Genomic DNA, 17,348 nt, shown 5'->3' with positions numbered 1-17,348 from the left:
TCGGGGCGTTGGCCCTGCGGAGTCCGCCCTCGGGTGACGACCGATCTTCCGACCGAGGAGTTGCCCATGGCCGTCGCGCCGTCGTCCACGAACGCCCCCGCATCCGCCGCATCGCCCGCCGTGCCCACCGTCGTGACCGCCGAGGCGAACCGGGTGATCTGGCTCCTGCTCGTCGCCGCCTTCGTCGCGATCCTGAACGAGACGACCATGGGCGTCGCGATCCCGCACCTGATCACCGACTTCCGCATCACGGCGGTGGCGGCGCAGTGGCTCACGACCGCGTTCATGCTCACGATGGCGGTGGTGATCCCGATCACCGGCTTCCTGCTGCAACGTCTGACGACGCGGGCTGTCTTCACCGCTGCGATGAGCCTGTTCTCGACGGGAACGCTCATCGCCGTCCTGGCGCCGAGCTTCGGTTTCCTCCTCGTCGCGCGTGTCGTGCAGGCTTCGGGAACCGCGATCATGATGCCGCTGCTGATGACGACGCTGATGACGGTCGTCCCGCCGCACGCTCGGGGCCGCATGATGGGCCGGGTCAGCATCGTGATGTCGCTCGCTCCCGCGATCGGGCCGACGCTGTCCGGGTTCCTCCTCGACACCCTCAGCTGGCGCTGGATCTTCGGCGTCGTCCTCCCGATCGCCCTGGTCTCGCTCGCGATCGGCGTCCGCTGGATCCACAACCTCGGCGAGACCCGGCGCGCGCCACTCGACGTCTTCTCCGTCGTGCTCTCGGCCTTCGGTTTCGGAGGCCTCGTGTTCGGGCTCAGCCAGATCGGCGCCGGAGGCCACGGCGGCGGGGATGCCGCGGCCGCGGCGCCCGCGTCGAACCTGCCGCTCATCATCTCCCTGTCGGTCGGGGTCGTGGCGCTCGGCGCGTTCGTGTGGCGTCAGCTCGTGCTGCAGCGCAACGACGAGGCGCTGCTCGACCTGCGCGTGTTCCGCTCGGCCAACTTCTCGCTCTCGGTGGCCCAGCTGGGCGTCATGTCCATGGCGTTCTTCGGCGCGATCACCCTGCTGCCGCTGTACATGCAGAACGTCCTCGGGCTCTCCGCGCTCGAGTCCGGGCTGATCGTCCTGCCGGGCTCTCTCGCGATGGGCATCGCCGGCCCGTTCATCGGGCGCATCTACGACCGCTGGGGCACGCGCGTGCTCCTCGTCCCCGGAGCCGTCATCGTCACCGGCATCCTGTGGAGCTTCACCACCCTCACCGAGAACACGTCGGTATGGCTGCTGCTCACGCTGCAGACGTGTCTCTCGCTCGGCCTGGCGATGTCGTTCACGCCGCTGTTCACGGCATCCCTCGGCTCTCTGCAGCCGCGGTTCTACTCGTACGGCAGCGCGATCGTCTCGACCATCCAGCAGGTCGCGGGCGCCGCGGGCATCGCTCTGCTCATCACGGTGATGGCCGCTGCCGAGGCCGGCGCCGCCGATCCGGGGACGACGGCGGCCGGCGCCGCGGGCGCGCGGGCGGCCTTCTTCGTGGCCGCGATCATCGCGTCGCCGCTGATCATCGGGGCGCTGCTCATCCGCAAGCCGGCCGACAGCCCCGAAGGCGTGCCCGCGGCGCACTGAGCCGGCCTCGCCGCCATCGCGCGAGAACGACGAAGCCGCCGGATGCGTCATGCACCGGCGGCTTCGTCGTACGCCTCGAGGCGAGGTTCAAGAGGTCGAGCAGCACCCTCCGCCGCAGCAGGAACCTGCGTCGTCGTTCGCGGTGACCAGCAGGTTCTTCTCATCGGGAACCGGCTGCAGTGTCTGAGGCTGGGGCGTGGATGCTGTGGACATATCGCCATCGTAACCCCGCAGGGGACCATGCGTCGCGGAGCGTGTCAAGCGCGTCGCAGCCGCCGTCGGCCGCGCGTAGCGTCGGCGACATGAGCACTCTCGATGGCAAGAAGATCGCATTCCTGGCAACCGACGGCTTCGAGGACAGCGAGCTGACCTCGCCGTGGCAGGCCGTCTCCGACGCGGGCGCGACCGTCGTCATGATCGCCCCCGAATCGGGCGAGATCACCGGCAAGAACGGCCACACCCAGAAGGTCGACGTCGTCACGGCGGATGCCGAGGCCGACGAGTACGACGCGCTCGTGCTTCCGGGCGGCGTCGTCAACGCCGACAACCTGCGACTCGACGCGAACGCGGTCGACTTCGCGCGCGCGTTCTTCGAACAGCACAAGCCCGTTGGCGCGATCTGCCACGCGGCGTGGATCCTGACCGAGGCCGACGTCCTCTCGGGCCGCACCCTGACGAGCTTCCCGAGCCTGCGCACCGATCTGATGAACGCCGGTGCCACCTGGGTCGACGAGGAGGTCGTCGTGGACCAGGGCCTCGTCTCGAGCCGAACGCCCGATGACCTCCCGGCCTTCAACGCGAAGGTCATCGAGGAGATCGAAGAAGGCGAGCACGCCGGCCAGACCGCGTGACCCGTCGGTCCTGAACGCCGCCGACACGGCTTCCGATCGCCCCCGCGAGCTCAGGCTCCGGGGGCGATCGCCACGCGCAGGTGGCGACCCGACCGGGCAAGCTCGATCGCGTCGTCGAGCCGGTCGAGCGGCAAGGGCGTCGAGACGAGGTCGGCGAACGGGTAGCGGCGGGTGCCCGGGGCGCGCATGAAGGCGACGGCAGCCTCGAGGTCGGCGGATGTCGGCACGCCGACCCGCAGGGTCGTTTCCGGTGAGGCTTCGCTCGCGGTACGGAAGCGCGCGCTCAGATCCGTCTCGGGCACGTGCTCGGGGGCCAGCGCAGCGCCGAAGCGCTCGGCCCGCGCGCGGACCCGCGGATCGGCTGAGGCGAGCCGCGCTCGTCCACCCCGCTCGGCGATCATGGCGGACAGCACGAGCGGATCGGCGCCGGTGCCGGCGATGGTCACGAGGAGGTCCTCCGGATCGGCGATCTCTTCCAGCCGTCGCACGAGCCCGGCCGCTCGCGCGACCGCGCCCGACACGGGGGCCAGGATGCAGGCGGGGAGCGCCTCGCCCACACGGACGATCGGCGTGCCCGTGACCAGATGCACGTGCGTCGCGAAGCCGCCCACGAGTTCGCGATGGGCTCCGATGCGCTCATGCGGTCCCACGGCGCTCACGACGCGCTCCCCGAGCTCGAGCGGAATGCCGTCCGCCGCCGCGACCGCGCCGCCGAGCGCCGCGACCCTGCCGACGAACTCACGGCCGAGGACCGTCGGCACCGGGCATTGCTCCTCACCGTCCGTGATCGCGATGTCGTCCTCGGTGATCGTGACGAGCTCGACACGGACGAGCACCTCGCCCGGCCCGAGCACGACGCCGGGCACGGCGATCGTCTCCTGGTCGCGGCCCGGCCCCATCCATGCGCGCGCCAGTGCAGCAGGACGCAGCAGCACGTCCATCGGTGCCGGGGTCGCCAGTTCCATTCGCGCCCTCTCGCCCGTGGTGACCCCCTCACTGTCGCAAAGGCCGCCGGGCCCGCGGCGCGGCGGCGCACGCCGTTTCGCGAATGTTCACCGGATGGTGGTCGGACCGCCTCCCCGGCGCCGCGGGTACGCTGGAATCCGGCGCGCGCGTGCCGGAGAGGACCACCATGAGAATCGTCGACTCGGCCGACTGGCGCGATCGCCTCACCTACGAGACGCCCTACCGCGTCGCCGACGTCATGCCGGGTGATCCCGCGAGATGCGCTGCCTGCCCCGCCGACGCCGGTGCCCATGATCGCGACCACCTGTGGGCGGTCAAGCACCGCCACCCGACCAACCACGGCGGCTTCGTCCGGTTCTACTGCGAGTCGCACGTTCCGGAGCGCAAGCAACCCGTCGCGGTCGCGACACGTTCGGCACCCGCGCGACGTGCCGCGCCCCGAGCTGCAGCGCCGCGCACTCCGAAGGCGCCCGCACCCTCGGATGTCGTCCGCGCGATGTGCCCGGACTGCTTCGTCGAGGTGTCCGCCGCGGGCGAGTGCGGCGTCTGCGGCATCCGGATCTGACCGCGTGAGCGAACCGGCCGCCGCGAACTATCCGACCGCGCTGTGGTGCCGGTCCCGCCGCGGATCGGCATTGTGCACCCGCCCGAGGGGACACGCGGGGCTGCATAACCGGCTCGGAACGTCGCAGATGTGGTCAGAGGCGCAGGCCGATCCGCCACGATGCTCGGGCAGCGGTGAGCCTGCGCAGCCGTCGCCGACACTGCCCGGCGGTTTTCCCTTCGGACGGGGACTGTGCCCCGTGTGCACGGCCTTCGTCGAATTGAGCGAGGGTCGCATCGACCGCCACGACGCCTTCCGCGGCACGACGGATGCCGCCGAGGCCGAGGCCCGGGCTCAGTGGTTCAACACCGTCGGGTGGAACTGACCGCCCGCGCCAACAGACGGTGGACTGTCAGGCGCCCGCTTCGTCGTCGCGCCACGGCAGATTGAGGTCTTCGGCGGGCACATCGACGTCGCCGACATCGTCGGGACCGCCGGTTCCCGGACGCGCACGCACGAGCTCGTCATCGACGTCCTCGTCGGGGCTGGTCGGGGCCTCGTCCTGCTTCTCACGGGTCTCGGTGTCGCTGGCCGGGCTGTAGCGCATGTCCTTGCGGACCGCCTCCGGCTCGGAGAGCGGTTCCTGGTCGGTCGCCGGGTCCTGCTGGCTCATCACGTCTCCCTCGCTGTCGGCGCGCCGATTCCGACGCTCGCGACCACGCTAGGCAGCGCCGCCGATCGCGTCAGGCGCGTTGACCAGCCGGGAGCCTCGTGCAATGATCCTCGGCCGATGCGAGCCGTATCCGATGACGATCGTCAGCGCAAGTGCGAGGTGCCCGGCGGCGCTAGCCGACACAGTGTTGTCATGAGACGAATCACGTACGCGGGCGACACGGTGATCACGACGGATGACGTTGCGGAGGCACTGGTGGAGCTCACGGCGGCGGTCGCCAATTACGGCCGCGCCGAAGCCGTGCGGATTCCGATCGTGCTCGAACCGAGCGGGCGTGTCGATGAGGCCGAACTTGTCATCGGGGTCGGCAACGACGTGCTGTCCGCCCCCATCGACTGGGACGCCGATGAACCGGACTTCTCCGAGGGGGCGGAAGACCTTCGAGCACACGAGAGCTACCCTCAGCGCCGTTCCGAGGGCGCTCACCTCTATGCCCTCGACGAAGAGGCACCCGCACAGTGGGACCCCGACCTCGAGGGCTTCCGCGACGCCTGACCTTTCGCGTCACACTGCCGTCGACCGTGCGGCGCTGACTCGCTCGATGGCGTAGCGTGGCCGAACGTGCGAGCGATGGTCATGGACAGCATCCGCGGGCCGGTGACGGTTCGCGAGGTGGCCGATCCGAGCGTCCCCGCCGACGGGGTGGTGGTGTCGGTGCGCGCCACCGGGCTCTGTCGAAGCGACTGGCACGCCTGGGCCGGCCACGACGACATCGCACTCCCCCACACCCCCGGGCATGAGTTCTCAGGTGTCATCTCCGAGGTCGGTGCGGAAGTCGCGGGCTGGCAGGTGGGTGATCGCGTCACGACGCCGTTCGTGATCGGCTGCGGTCGATGCGAGTGGTGCGCACGCGGGGACGCCCAGGTCTGCCCGCACCAGCAGCAGCCCGGCTTCACCTACGCCGGCTCGTTCGCCGAGCGGGTCGTCGTGCCGGCGGCCGACGTCAACCTCGTCGGCATCCCCGACGGCGTCTCGTTCGAAGCCGCGGCGGCGCTCGGATGCCGCTTCGCCACGGCGTACCGCGCGCTGATCGCCCGGGCGACCCTGAGCGGCGGCGAGTGGATCACGATCGTCGGCGCAGGCGGTGTCGGCCTCAGCGCCGTGATGATCGCACGTGCTCTGGGAGCGCGGGTCATCGCGGTCGACCGGTCGCCTGGCGCTTTGCAGACCGCCTCGGAGCTCGGCGCCGAACACGTCGTCGCCGCTGACGGGCAGGACGTCCCCGCCGTCGTTCACGAGCTGACGGGCGGGGGCAGCCACGTCTCGGTCGATGCGGTGGGCAGCGAGCAGACCGCATCCGATGCGATTCTGAGCCTTCGTCGTCGAGGACGTCATGTGCAGATCGGGCTGCTGCCCTCGGCATCCGGTCGTAGCGCCGCTCCCCTGGCCCGCGTCATCGCGTGGGAGCTCGACCTGCTCGGCAGCCACGGCATGGCAGCGGTGGACTACCCCGGAATGATGGCGCTGATCGGCGACGGCAGCCTGCGCCCGCAGGACCTCGTGCAGCGGGTCGTCGGACTGGAGGAAGGTGCGCGACTGTTGCCGGCCATGGACACCGCGGCAGCGGCGGGCATGACGATGATCGATCCGCGGCTGGTCTGACACACGCGATACGCGAAGACCCCGCCCGGACGCAGTGGTCACGAGCGGGGTCTTCGTCGCCGGGACTACCCGGCCGGGACTTGGTCAGCCCTGGGGCATATCAGCCCTGGGGCTTGCGGTTCTCGGCGCTGACCATCCAGGCGAGCTGCTCGAGACGCTCGAGGATCGAGTGCAGGATGTCGGCGGTCGTCGGGTCTTCCTCGTCGACCTCGTCGTGCACATCACGGCACGTGCCGATCGTCGCCTCGAGGCGCTCGGTGATCAGGTCGATGACCTCGGCGGTGTCGATCTCGCCCTGCGGGAACTCGGGCAGCGTCGTGGTCTCGGCGACGGTGTCGCTGCGGCCATCCGGGAGGGCGTGAAGCGCACGCATGCGCTCGGCGACGGTGTCGGCGAACTCGCGGGCGGCGTCGATGATCTCGTCGAGCTGGAGGTGGGTGTCGCGGAAGTTGCGTCCGACGACGTTCCAGTGCGCCTGCTTGCCCTGGAGCGACAGCTCGATGAGGTCGACGAGCACCTTCTGGGTGTTCTCGCTGAGCTTCTGCGAAGCGCGGAAGCCGCTCTCGGCGTTCTGCTCGTTCGTCAGACCGGCGCCGGCGGCGCGGCGCTTGTTACGCGTGGTGGTGGTGTTCGTGGCCATAGTGTTGCCTCCTCGAGTCGAGATGACATCCACGCTAGGCAGGGCGAGGGCGCGGCGCCCACCGGTTGATGGAACGTGCGGGGGCTGGTAACGGGTGTTCAGAAGTCTTCGTCACGAAGACCGAGTTCGAGCCAACGACGAGCGGCGACGTCTCCCTCGAGCCATCGCACGCCGAACGTCTGCGACGCACCCCACCTCGCCGAGAGCCAGTGGCGGCCCAACAGACGCCGCTCGTGCACCGTGCTTTGCAGGTGGTAAGCAAGGTACCCGGCCTCGAGCTCGCGAACCGTGTGCCATCCAGGACCGTAGTCCTCGAAGGGGAGCTCACGCGATCCATCGGGCCACACGACGGTGAACCACAACCAGCGCTGCCTCGACGGAAATCGCATCTCGCGGACGACGCTCGCCACATGACCGACGACCTGGTCTTCGATCACGAGCGCTCCGATTCGTCGGTCGTACGCCTGCAGAGTGTCATCTGTGGGCGTGTCGACACCGGGCGACCCGTCATACTGCGGATCTCCGGCGCGCTCGCGTGGCATGCCTCGATTGTGCCAGCCGTGGGCGGTGGGCTTCACCGATAGCCGCAGGGCGTCAGACGTTGAAGCGGAACTCCACGACGTCGCCGTCCTGCATGACGTAGTCCTTGCCCTCGAGGCGCGCCTTGCCCTTCGCGCGGGCCTCGGCGACCGAGCCGGTCGCGACGAGGTCCTCGAACGAGATGACCTCGGCCTTGATGAAGCCCTTCTCGAAATCGGTGTGGATGACGCCGGCAGCCTGCGGAGCCTTCCAGCCCTTGCCGATCGTCCAGGCGCGCGCTTCCTTCGGACCCGCGGTCAGGTAGGTCTGCAGGCCCAGCGTGTCGAACCCGATGCGCGCGAGCTGGTCGAGGCCCGACTCGTCCTGACCGGTCGACGCGAGCAGTTCTGCGGCTTCCTCGGGGTCGAGGTCGATGAGCTCCGACTCGATCTTCGCGTCGAGGAACACCGCCTGGGCAGGAGCGACGAGCGCGGCGAGTTCCGCCTTGCGCGCGTCATCCGTGAGAACGGCCTCGTCGACGTTGAAGACGAAGATGAAGGGCTTGGCCGTCAGCAGGCCGAGCTCCTTGATGGGTGCGAGGTCGATCTTGGAGTCGGCTCCCGACAGCAGTTCGCCGCGCTGAAGCGCATCCTGCGCAGCCTTTGCAGCCTCGAGCACGGAGGGATCGAGCTTCTTGCCGCGAACCTCCTTCTCGTAGCGCGTGATCGCCTTCTCGAGGGTCTGGAGATCGGCGAGCTGCAGCTCGGCGTTGATCGTCTCCATGTCGTTCTGCGGGTTCACGGCACCCTCGACGTGCACGACGTCGTCGTCGGCGAAGCCGCGGACAACCTGCGCGATGGCGTCGGCCTCGCGGATGTTCGCGAGGAACTGGTTGCCCAGCCCCTCACCCTCCGACGCACCGCGCACGATGCCGGCGATGTCGACGAACGACACCGCGGCGGGAAGGATGCGCTCGGAGTGGAAGATCTCGGCCAGCACCTTCAGGCGCGGGTCGGGGAGGTTCACCACGCCGACGTTCGGCTCGATCGTCGCGAACGGGTAGTTCGCCGCGAGAACCTGGTTCTTGGTCAGGGCGTTGAAGAGGGTCGACTTGCCGACGTTGGGCAGTCCTACGATTCCGATGGTGAGAGCCACGGGCATCCAGTCTACGTGGCCCACCGACATCGCCTCCGACCGATCCGGATCGCCCGGCTCGGCGGCGCGCCTCCCTTCTCGTCCTCCGGACACGGGTGACGCTTGTCCCGTGGCACTGGACTTCACCGCGATCGACTTCGAGACGGCGAACTCCTCCAGTGCATCCGCATGCTCTGTCGGCCTGGTTCGCGTCCGCGACGGTGAGGTCGTCGCCTCCGACGGCTGGTTGATTCGCCCGCCCTCGGGCCACGACCGCTTCTTCGACATCAACGTCTCCATCCACGGCATCACCGCCGACGCGGTGCACCATGCCCCCGGCTGGGTAGCGCAACTCCCCCGGCTTCTCGAGTTCATCGGTGACGACGTGCTCGTGGCCCACAACGCGGGTTTCGACATGGCAGTGCTGCGCCGCGCGTGCGAGGCCACGGATACCGCGCTCCCGGCGATCCGCTCGGTGTGCAGCGTGCAGCTGGCGCGGAAGACGTATCAGCTCGATTCCTACCGGCTGCCGCTCGTTGCTGCTGCCGTCGGGTTCCTCGACTTCGCGCATCACGATGCCCTCGCGGACGCGCTCGCCTGCGCACACATCACCATCGACGCGGCTCGCCGGGCCGGCGCGCACGACCTCGTCGAACTAGCGATGCTGCTGGGGGTGCGCGTGCCCGAGCACGAGCCGATCGGGGGTTCGCTGCTCAGCCCGGCCTGACGGGGTCGCTGGTCGTCCGCGGGTCTGTGGAAGGTTCCGGCACGATGTCGGAGGTCCATGACATGATTCGAACATGCATTCGAATGGCGGGCTTGGTAGCGGGATGGGCAGCGACGCAGACGTCGACACACTCGCTCAGCTGGTCGCGGATGCCGAGGGCATAGCGGATGCCGCGCGCGCGGCACAGGTCCGGGAGGTTCGTCTCCTCGCTGCCGCCGGCCAGCTGGCCGAGTCCCAGTCCGCGGGAGCACCGGAGAAGGTCAAGGCGCGCGAGATGGCTCTGCGCGGCATCGCGGCGGAGCTGGCCGGAGTGTTCGTGGCGACCGACCGGACCCTGCAGCGTCGCATCGACGAAGCCCGCGATCTGGTCGAGAACTACCCCGTGACGATGGCGGCCTGGGAGGCCGGACGCATCGTCCGCGGGCACGTGCGGGTGATCCACGAGATCGGATGCATCGTGCCCGCGGGAGATCGCGCGGAGTTCGAACGCGTCGCGATCGAGCGCTGCGAGGGCGAGAGACCCAACCGGGTGCGGGACGCGCTGCGGATGATCGCCGAGCGCATTCACCCGCGGACGTTCACCGAGCGGCACGAGGAAGCAGCGGCGGGGCGGGGCGTGTGGGTGCAGCCCGGGGCGGATGGGATGTCCGACCTGATCGCGACCTTGCCGACGGTGATCGCGGACGGGATCGTGGACCGGCTGACGCGGCAGGCGCGGGAGATCATCACCGCGCGAGCCCAGGCTGATGCGCCTGGCACGCCTGACACTCGAGCCGACGCGAACGGCGCTTTACCCGATGCCGACACGACGATTCGCGACGGGTCGTCGTTCATCGACGATGCCCGCACGATCGACCAGGTTCGCGCCGACGTGTTCTCCGACCTGCTCCTCGCCGGGACACCGGCCCTCGATCCCACCGGCACCGGCGACGGCGGCGGAACACTGGGCGCGATCCGGGCACACGTGCAGGTGGCCCTGTCGGCACTCACGCTGATGGGTCAAGATGAAGGGCCCGCGGATCTGGCGGGACGCTCGCCCATCGACGCCGCCACCGCACGCGAACTCGCCGGCAACGCAACCTCGTGGGACCGGCTGCTGACCGATCCGGTCACCGGGACGGTGCTCGAGTGCGACAGCTACCGGCCCACCGCCGCGATGGTGCGACTGCTGCGGGCCCGCGATCGGCACTGCCGGTTCCCCGGATGCCGGCAACCCACGATCCGGTGCGAACTCGACCACACGATCGCCGCATCCGACGGTGGAGCGACACACGTGTGCAACCTCGCGAACCTCTGCAAACGCCATCACGACGTCAAACACCACACCCGATGGCGAGTCCAACAGCTCCCGGGCGGGAGGCTGATCTGGACCTCACCCACCGGACGGGTCTACCGCGAAGACGCACCACCACCACTCGTCGCATTCACCGTCGCGGCTCCACCCGGACCGGGGCTTCCACCGTTCTGACGAGTTCGCCCTTCGGTTGGCGCTGGTCGTGGGTTCGGCGTGCACGGACCGGGTTCGGCCTGCGCTCGCTGGCGCACTCGCGCGTACGCAGCTCGCCGTTTCGCCGGTACCGGTCACCGATTGAGCGTGCACAGACCCACCCGACCCCGGCTTCCACGGTTCTGACGAGTCCATCGTTCGGTTCGCCCTGGTCGCCTGCTCAGCGCGGCCGATTGATGATTCCATGTCAGCGCCGCGCGCGGGAGTGCGGGACTACGCGCCATCACCCGGCGACGCCTGCGTGCGCGGCCACGGTGCCCACCCGTCCGCCGCGGTGCGGAGCACCTCCGCGGCGCTCGACAGCCGCTGCACCGGAAAGTCCTCCACGCGCGATTGGCCGGATCGGCTGCCCTCGGGGAATGTGAACGCGTGCTCCACCGGAAGCTCGGCGCCGGGCACGATAGCCTCGCGGAAGTTCCCCGTCACGACCGCGAAGACCTGCTCCTCGAGTTCGTCTGCGACAGACCGCCATTCCTCGTCACATGCGTCGCACCCGCAATGGGGGTAGTGAGCGTCATGCAGCAGTCCCGAGTGCACCGAGAGACCCGGATACGCATCGAAAACGAAAGTCACCGATGCGCACTGCGGGTCGGCGGGCTGCAGGCGCACCGCACGGAGCACAGCGAAAGAGCTCGGTCTGTTCAGATCTGAGGCGACCTCAACACCCTCCTCGACGTCGACCTCGAATGTCTCGCTTAGGTGAGCGATGAGCGCATCGCCGACAGCATGCAGCGGCGCGAAGCGCTCCGGGTGCGTGTCGACCGAATAGGCGTCTTCTGGAGGCGATACCGGCCAACGTCTGCCGTACTCGATGACCGCGCCGTCGGCATCGCGGAACGCCGGCGTGTCGATAGTCGGGCGCACGTAGCCTCTCATGCCGACATCCTGCCGCACCGTCCGCTCCGGGCGCGGAGAGAGCCGCGCCGGACGCCCTGCCTCCGGGCGATGTCGGAGCCACCCGGCATCCTGGACACATGGACGCCGCTCTCGTCTTCATCCTCATCGTCGTCGCCGCGATCGCCGCCGCGGGTGGCTGGTTCGCGGGCTCCGCGCGCGCCTCACGCGAGGGAGCAGCCGACCGAGTCCGTCTCGAGGCTCGCGCGGCCGTCGCTGAGGCCGAGCGCGACGCCCACGCCGAGCAACTGGAACGACAGCGCGAGCTGCAGCGCGAGCTGGGAACCCAGGCGCGGCTCGACCAGGCCGCTCGCGACGAACGCGAACGCCGCGAGCAGGCGGTCTTGCGAGCGCTCGCCCCCGTCCAGGAGTCGCTGCAGGCGATGCAGGCCAAGGTCGAGCTCCTCGAACGCGAACGCAGCGAGCAGTTCGGTTCGGTCGCGGAGCAGCTGCGACTCGGACGCGAGACCGACGAGGCGCTGCGTTCGACGACGGAGTCGCTCGCCGGCGCCCTGCGCTCGAGCGCGGCCCGTGGCGTCTGGGGCGAGACGCAGCTGCGACGCATCGTCGAGTCCGCCGGCCTCACCCGCTACGTCGACTTCGAGCTGCAGTCCAGCATCTCGTCCGACAGCGGCGCGGGGCGCCCCGACCTGATCGTCCGTCTCCCCGGCGACAAGGCGCTCGCGGTCGACGCGAAGGTGCCGCTCGACTCGTATCTCGAGGCGAGCGCGATACCCGTCACCGCGCAGGGTGAGGAGGCGCGACGCCGCAAAGCGTTGCTGACGGCGCACGTCAAGGCGGTGCGCGCCCACGTGGACGCCCTCGCGAAGAAGGCCTACTGGCAGGGCCTGAGCTCGAGTCCCGAGTTCGTCGTCTGCTTCATCCCGAGCGAATCGCTTCTCGCGGCGGCGCTCGACGAAGACCCCGCGCTGCTCGACTACGCCTTCAGCCGGCGCGTCGCACTCGCGTCACCGGTCAACCTGTGGGCGGTGCTGAAGACCGTGGCATACACGTGGACCCAGCAAGACGTCTCCGACGAGGCCCGGCGCCTGTTCGACCTCGGCAACGAGCTGTACCAGCGTCTCGGAGGGCTTGCCTCCCACGCCGGCGACCTGCGCCGTGCGATCGAGCGGACGGTCGAGTCCTACAACAAGTTCGTGGGGACGCTCGAGAGCAGGGTGCTCGTGACGGCGCGGAAGTTCCCGGGCATCGACGAGACACGGCTCGAGGCAACGAGCGCGCCGAGCCCGATCGAGACGTCGACGCGGATGACGACGGCTCCCGAGCTGCTCAGCGCGGACGTCGGCGAGCTTCGCGAACGGCTGTGACGCGTCGGCGGAGGGGAAGGGAGGCGAGCTGTCCGGTCAGGCCGGGAACATGTTGACGAGGCCGACGACGGCGACGGAGACGGCGAGGAAGGCGCCGATCATCCACCAGGCACTCATCTGATGTCCCTCGGGGTGGCGCCGACGCAGCAGCACGTCCGGACGTCGAGCGGGGTCGATCGTCACCGCGACCTGGCCGGTCGGCGGGTTGTTTGCTGTCATCGACATGGTTCTCCCGGGTGCTGACGTAAGGGTGGTCATCGCCGTTGATACCGCTGCCATTCTGACAGAGCCTTGCTGGGAGCATCAGTGGTTGACACGCAGTCGTGTCGTGATAGTTACCCGCCCGAGTTCAGAGCCACTTGGATGTGAGGTGCTCCGAGGTGATCCGACGCAGCGTCCCCGACGCGCCGCGCAGCACCACGCTCTCGGTGTACACGTAGTCGCCTTCGCGCCGAACGCCCCCGACGAGCTCGCCGTTGGTCACACCGGTCGCCACGAAGATCGCGTTCTTGCCGCGGACGAGATCGTCGGCCTCGTAGACGTGACCGTCGAGGTTGAGCCCGGCGTCGATGCCGCGCTGCTTCTCGTCGTCGTCGCGCGCCCACAACCGGCCCTGGATGTGACCGCCGAGGGCCTTGATGGCGCACGCGGTGACGATGCCCTCCGGGCTGCCGCCGACACCCACGCACATGTCCGTGCGCGCGTTGTGCCGGGCCGCGTTGATCCCACCCGCGACGTCGCCGTCGCTCATCAGCCGCGTGCCCGCGCCGGCATCCCGGATCTCCTGGATCAGCTGCGCGTGACGCGGACGGTTCAGGACCGAGACCACCAGTTCATCGACAGGCTTGCCGAGAGCCTTCGCGAGCCGCCGGATGTTCTCGGCGATGGGCAGTCGGATGTCGACGACGCCGACACCCGCAGGGCCGGTGACGAGCTTGTCCATGTAGAACACCGACGAGGCGTCGAGCATCGCTCCCCGGTCGGCGACCGCGATGACCGAGAGCGCGTTGTTGCGCCCCTCCGCGGTGAGGGTCGTGCCGTCGATCGGATCCACGGCGATGTCGGCCTGGGGCCCGCGACCGGTGCCGACCTTCTCGCCGTTGAAGAGCATGGGTGCGGCATCCTTCTCACCCTCGCCGATGACGATCACGCCGTCGAAGTTGACCGTCGTGAGGAACGCGCGCATGGCGTCGACGGCCGCCCCGTCGGCGAGTTCCTTCTGCCCGCGGCCGATGAACGGCACCGAACGGATCGCCGCCGCCTCTGTCGCGCGCACGAGCTCGAGCGCGAGGTTTCGATCGGGATGCAGCGGACTCATGTCGGCGGTCAAACTCACCATGCGCCACAGCATAGGTGCGGGCAGGCGCGGGGATCCGCCGCTTTCGGCCGCGCGCCCACGAAGGAATCGGGATTCTTAACGAATCCGTACATCCAGCCGCGTCGCGAACACGTGACAACAAGCAGCGTCGTTTCTCCGGCCGCCCCGCGGACGGCGAGAGCGGCCTTCGATAAAGTGGGCTCGGTAACACCGCCGATTTGAGGAGCTCTCATGCCCATCGCCACCCCCGAACAGTACGCAGAGATGCTGGATCGCGCGAAGGCCGGTGGTTTCGCCTACCCCGCCATCAACGCCGCCAGCTCGCAGTCCATCAACGCCGTTCTTCAGGGCCTGACCGAGGCCGGCTCCGACGGCATCATCCAGGTCACGACCGGTGGCGCCGACTACTTCGCCGGACACACCGTCAAGGGCCGCGCGACCGGTGCGCTCGCCTTCGCGAAGTTCGCCCACGAGGTCGCCAAGAACTACCCCGTCACGGTCGCGCTCCACACCGACCACTGCCCGAAGCCCGCCCTCGACGACTTCCTGCTGCCACTCATCTCGGCATCGGAGGAGGCCGTCGCCGACGGCGGTCAGCCGATCTTCCAGTCGCACATGTGGGACGGCTCGGCCGTGCCGCTCGCCGAGAACATCGAGATCGCCAAGGAGCTGCTTCCCCGCATCAAGGCGATCCGCGCGATCCTCGAGGTCGAGATCGGCGTCGTCGGCGGCGAAGAGGACGGCGTGCAGCACGAGGGCTCGAACGACGCCCTCTACACCACGACCGGTGACGTCTCGCAGGTCGTCGAGGCTCTCGGGCTCGGTGACCAGGGCCGCTGGATCGCCGCTCTCACCTTCGGCAACGTCCACGGCGTCTACAAGCCGGGCAACGTCAAGCTCAAGCCCGAGCTGCTCGGCGAGATCCAGGCCGGCATCGCGTCGAAGTTCGGCACCGGCGAGAAGCCCCTCGACCTCGTCTTCCACGGCGGCAGCGGCTCGACCGACGAGGAGATCGCCCTCGCCGTCGCGAACGGTGTCGTGAAGATGAACATCGACACCGACACGCAGTACGCGTTCACGCGCTCGGTGGCCGGGTTCATGTTCCAGAACTACGACGGCGTCCTGAAGGTCGACGGCGAGGTCGGCAACAAGAAGGCTTACGACCCGCGCGCCTGGGGCAAGAAGGCCGAGTCGGCGATGGCCGCTCGCGTCGTCGAGGCGACCCGCCAGCTCGGCTCGTTCGGCCAGTCCCAGAGCTGACCGCCGGCCACACGGAACGGCGCCCCGCGGATTCGTTCGCGGGGCGCCGTTCTGTCGTTCTCGGGTGCGCGTCAGCGGCTGGTCGAGAACCCGTCGAGCACAGCCGGGTCGGACAGCAGCGGCACCGCCAGCAGCAGGCTCACGATGATGAATGTCACGATCGCGCCGACGAGCGGGATCCACCACGACAGCCGCCGCAGCGACAGCGACCACCACGACAGCACCGCGGTCAGCAGCCACCCCGCGCCGTAGACGACGGCGGCGGCGATGCCCCACGCCCGTCCGCCCGCCGGGTCCGCGAGCGTCCCGTCGATACCAGCCATGTCCATCCACGTCTGCGCGAAGCCCGTGAAGTCGACCAGCTGCGGGATGGCTCCGAGCACCGTCACCAGGCCGTACGCGAGCAGCGCGACCGTGATGATCCGGTCGGCGAGCCGCGTGGGGCGCGCAGCCGACGTGGTCGGGCGCGGCGAGGGAAGCTGCTGTCGTGCGGACTCATGGGGACGGGGTGCCGCTGAGCCGGCCGGCACCTGCGCCGTCTCGACCACATCGGGGTGCGGTGCTTCCCCGCCCAGTGCCGCGATGCGGGCGCGTTGCTCCTCGGGGGTGGCGTACTCGCCGTACTGCGGGCGCGGACGTTCCTGCTCGCTCATGACCGCCCCCGTCCGCCGCGTGCGCGGGCGTCCTGCTTCCCGGCGGCATCCGTGCGCAGCTCCTTCGGCAGGGAGAACATGAGGTCTTCCTCGGCCGTTCGGATCTCGTCGACATCGGCGTAACCGGCATCCGCGAGACTGGAGAGCACCTGCTGCACGAGCACCTCGGGTACCGAAGCGCCGCTCGTGACCCCGACCGTCCGGACGCCGTCGAGCCACTCCTGCCGGATCTCATCGGCATAGTCGACGCGGTACGCGGCGCGAGCGCCGTACTCGAGCGCGACCTCGACGAGCCTCACACTGTTGGACGAGTTCGCCGACCCCACGACGATCACCAGGTCGGTTTCGGCGGCGATCTTCTTGATGGCGACCTGGCGGTTCTGGGTCGCGTAGCAGATGTCGTCCGAGGGCGGATCCTGCAGTTCGGGGAACCGCACGCGCAGCCGCCGAACGGTCTCCATCGTCTCGTCGACGGAGAGCGTGGTCTGCGAGAGCCAGACGACCCGCGACGGGTCGCGCACCTCGACGGTGTCTGCGTGTTCGGGCGACGTCACGATCGTGATGTGCTCGGGCGCCTCGCCGGCGGTCCCCTCGACCTCCTCGTGCCCCTCGTGGCCGATCAGCAGGATCTCGCGGTCGTCGCGCGCGAACCTCACGGCCTCACGGTGCACCTTGGTCACGAGCGGGCAGGTCGCGTCGATCGCCTGCAGCCCCCGATCGGACGCCGCCGAGACCACCGCGGGAGACACCCCGTGCGCGCTGAAGACGACGTGCGCGCCCTCGGGCACCGCGTCGACCTCGTCGACGAAGACGGCGCCGCGCTCCTCGAGCTCGCGCACGACGTGGATGTTGTGCACGATCTGCTTGCGCACGTAGACGGGCGCACCGAAGCGTTCCAGCGCCTTCTCGACCGCGACGACGGCGCGGTCGACTCCGGCGCAGTATCCTCGCGGAGCTGCCAGGAGCACCCGCTTGGCGGCGCCCACAGGGATATCCTGGAGACGGCCGTGACGCCCCGGCACGCGGGGAACGGGCAGCCGGACGGCGGGAGTGCTCACTCCTCGATTCTACGAGGCGCATCCTGCCAGCCGCTCGGA

Annotated in this window: 21 protein-coding genes; 10 read left to right on the top strand and 11 right to left on the bottom strand. The window is 69.4% G+C overall.

What is annotated here, in order from left to right:
- Positions 1-66 precede the first annotated feature (66 nt).
- Positions 67-1,575, top strand: a complete 1,509-nt coding sequence (locus ACI2K6_RS00685; RefSeq protein WP_404567724.1) for a DHA2 family efflux MFS transporter permease subunit — start codon at positions 67-69, stop codon at positions 1,573-1,575.
- 87 nt (positions 1,576-1,662) lie between these two features.
- Here ACI2K6_RS00685 and ACI2K6_RS00680 read toward each other — a convergent pair whose 3' ends face one another.
- Entirely contained in the window at positions 1,663-1,788 is a 126-nt protein-coding gene (locus tag ACI2K6_RS00680) for a hypothetical protein (RefSeq protein ID WP_258524557.1), read from the bottom strand.
- Positions 1,789-1,877: 89 nt separating this feature from the next.
- On the opposite strand from ACI2K6_RS00680, the gene ACI2K6_RS00675 reads away from it, so the two are divergent.
- Complete coding sequence (locus ACI2K6_RS00675) at positions 1,878-2,426, top strand: type 1 glutamine amidotransferase domain-containing protein (RefSeq protein ID WP_112614984.1); 549 nt, start codon at positions 1,878-1,880, stop codon at positions 2,424-2,426.
- Positions 2,427-2,476: 50 nt separating this feature from the next.
- Here the strand turns inward: ACI2K6_RS00675 and ACI2K6_RS00670 are convergent, their stop codons facing one another.
- Entirely contained in the window at positions 2,477-3,391 is a 915-nt protein-coding gene (locus tag ACI2K6_RS00670) for an alcohol dehydrogenase catalytic domain-containing protein (RefSeq protein ID WP_282501025.1), read from the bottom strand.
- Between the two features lie 167 nt (positions 3,392-3,558).
- Between ACI2K6_RS00670 and ACI2K6_RS00665 the strand changes: the two genes are divergently transcribed.
- Both ACI2K6_RS00665 and ACI2K6_RS00660 read left to right on the top strand, forming a co-directional pair.
- Complete coding sequence (locus tag ACI2K6_RS00665; RefSeq protein ID WP_269266125.1) at positions 3,559-3,957, top strand: glucose-6-phosphate dehydrogenase; 399 nt, start codon at positions 3,559-3,561, stop codon at positions 3,955-3,957.
- A gap of 238 nt (positions 3,958-4,195) precedes the next feature.
- Complete coding sequence (locus ACI2K6_RS00660; RefSeq protein ID WP_258524558.1) at positions 4,196-4,321, top strand: hypothetical protein; 126 nt, start codon at positions 4,196-4,198, stop codon at positions 4,319-4,321.
- Positions 4,322-4,348: 27 nt separating this feature from the next.
- Here the strand turns inward: ACI2K6_RS00660 and ACI2K6_RS00655 are convergent, their stop codons facing one another.
- On the bottom strand, positions 4,349-4,609 hold the full coding sequence (locus tag ACI2K6_RS00655) for a hypothetical protein (protein WP_114589563.1): 261 nt from the start codon (positions 4,607-4,609) through the stop codon (positions 4,349-4,351).
- 192 nt (positions 4,610-4,801) lie between these two features.
- On the opposite strand from ACI2K6_RS00655, the gene ACI2K6_RS00650 reads away from it, so the two are divergent.
- Both ACI2K6_RS00650 and ACI2K6_RS00645 read left to right on the top strand, forming a co-directional pair.
- Positions 4,802-5,164, top strand: coding sequence for a hypothetical protein (locus ACI2K6_RS00650; RefSeq protein ID WP_404567721.1), 363 nt, complete (start codon positions 4,802-4,804; stop codon positions 5,162-5,164).
- A 66-nt stretch (positions 5,165-5,230) separates the two neighbouring features.
- On the top strand, positions 5,231-6,271 hold the full coding sequence (locus ACI2K6_RS00645) for a zinc-dependent alcohol dehydrogenase family protein (RefSeq protein WP_274177971.1): 1,041 nt from the start codon (positions 5,231-5,233) through the stop codon (positions 6,269-6,271).
- Positions 6,272-6,371: 100 nt separating this feature from the next.
- Here ACI2K6_RS00645 and ACI2K6_RS00640 read toward each other — a convergent pair whose 3' ends face one another.
- The 3 genes from ACI2K6_RS00640 to ychF all read right to left on the bottom strand — a co-directional run bounded on the left by ACI2K6_RS00640 (position 6,372) and on the right by ychF (position 8,585).
- Complete coding sequence (locus ACI2K6_RS00640) at positions 6,372-6,911, bottom strand: Dps family protein (RefSeq protein ID WP_023950448.1); 540 nt, start codon at positions 6,909-6,911, stop codon at positions 6,372-6,374.
- A 98-nt stretch (positions 6,912-7,009) separates the two neighbouring features.
- Entirely contained in the window at positions 7,010-7,453 is a 444-nt protein-coding gene (locus ACI2K6_RS00635) for a hypothetical protein (protein WP_323985770.1), read from the bottom strand.
- 52 nt (positions 7,454-7,505) lie between these two features.
- A complete protein-coding gene (gene ychF, locus ACI2K6_RS00630; RefSeq protein WP_301114852.1) occupies positions 7,506-8,585 on the bottom strand; it encodes a redox-regulated ATPase YchF in 1,080 nt (359 codons plus the stop codon).
- Between the two features lie 109 nt (positions 8,586-8,694).
- Here ychF and ACI2K6_RS00625 point away from each other — a divergent pair, with 109 nt between their 5' ends.
- Together ACI2K6_RS00625 and ACI2K6_RS00620 are read left to right on the top strand one after the other, a co-directional pair.
- Positions 8,695-9,291, top strand: a complete 597-nt coding sequence (locus tag ACI2K6_RS00625; protein ID WP_404567719.1) for an exonuclease domain-containing protein — start codon at positions 8,695-8,697, stop codon at positions 9,289-9,291.
- Between the two features lie 73 nt (positions 9,292-9,364).
- Positions 9,365-10,759 (top strand): DUF222 domain-containing protein, encoded by a 1,395-nt coding sequence (locus ACI2K6_RS00620; RefSeq protein ID WP_404567717.1) that lies wholly within the window; start codon positions 9,365-9,367, stop codon positions 10,757-10,759.
- A 252-nt stretch (positions 10,760-11,011) separates the two neighbouring features.
- Here ACI2K6_RS00620 and ACI2K6_RS00615 read toward each other — a convergent pair whose 3' ends face one another.
- Positions 11,012-11,674, bottom strand: coding sequence for a DUF6226 family protein (locus ACI2K6_RS00615; protein ID WP_404567716.1), 663 nt, complete (start codon positions 11,672-11,674; stop codon positions 11,012-11,014).
- 98 nt (positions 11,675-11,772) lie between these two features.
- On the opposite strand from ACI2K6_RS00615, the gene ACI2K6_RS00610 reads away from it, so the two are divergent.
- Positions 11,773-13,020: a DNA recombination protein RmuC gene (locus tag ACI2K6_RS00610; protein ID WP_282501031.1), complete on the top strand. Its 1,248-nt coding sequence runs from the start codon at positions 11,773-11,775 to the stop codon at positions 13,018-13,020.
- Positions 13,021-13,056: 36 nt separating this feature from the next.
- Here ACI2K6_RS00610 and ACI2K6_RS00605 read toward each other — a convergent pair whose 3' ends face one another.
- Positions 13,057-13,239 carry a UDP-N-acetylmuramyl pentapeptide phosphotransferase gene (locus tag ACI2K6_RS00605; protein WP_240309861.1) on the bottom strand — a complete coding sequence of 61 codons (183 nt, stop codon included), beginning with the start codon at positions 13,237-13,239 and terminating at the stop codon, positions 13,057-13,059.
- A gap of 130 nt (positions 13,240-13,369) precedes the next feature.
- Positions 13,370-14,359 carry a class II fructose-bisphosphatase gene (gene glpX, locus ACI2K6_RS00600; RefSeq protein WP_404567715.1) on the bottom strand — a complete coding sequence of 330 codons (990 nt, stop codon included), beginning with the start codon at positions 14,357-14,359 and terminating at the stop codon, positions 13,370-13,372.
- A gap of 210 nt (positions 14,360-14,569) precedes the next feature.
- Between glpX and fbaA the strand changes: the two genes are divergently transcribed.
- The gene (fbaA, locus tag ACI2K6_RS00595; RefSeq protein WP_274177980.1) at positions 14,570-15,598 is read left to right on the top strand and encodes a class II fructose-bisphosphate aldolase; all 1,029 of its coding nucleotides are present in this window, start codon (positions 14,570-14,572) and stop codon (positions 15,596-15,598) included.
- Between the two features lie 71 nt (positions 15,599-15,669).
- On the opposite strand, the gene ACI2K6_RS00590 is transcribed toward fbaA, so the two are convergent.
- Complete coding sequence (locus ACI2K6_RS00590; RefSeq protein ID WP_112618031.1) at positions 15,670-16,251, bottom strand: DUF6264 family protein; 582 nt, start codon at positions 16,249-16,251, stop codon at positions 15,670-15,672.
- Entirely contained in the window at positions 16,248-17,309 is a 1,062-nt protein-coding gene (locus tag ACI2K6_RS00585) for a 4-hydroxy-3-methylbut-2-enyl diphosphate reductase (protein ID WP_274177982.1), read from the bottom strand. Before ACI2K6_RS00585 ends, ACI2K6_RS00590 begins: the two co-directional genes overlap by 4 nt.
- Positions 17,310-17,348: the final 39 nt, after the last annotated feature.

Origin of the sequence: Microbacterium sp. NPDC006705, assembly GCF_044903545.1 — a bacterium.
GTDB lineage: Bacteria > Actinomycetota > Actinomycetes > Actinomycetales > Microbacteriaceae > Microbacterium > Microbacterium plantarum.
This window is presented reverse-complemented; position numbering and strand designations above follow the sequence as displayed.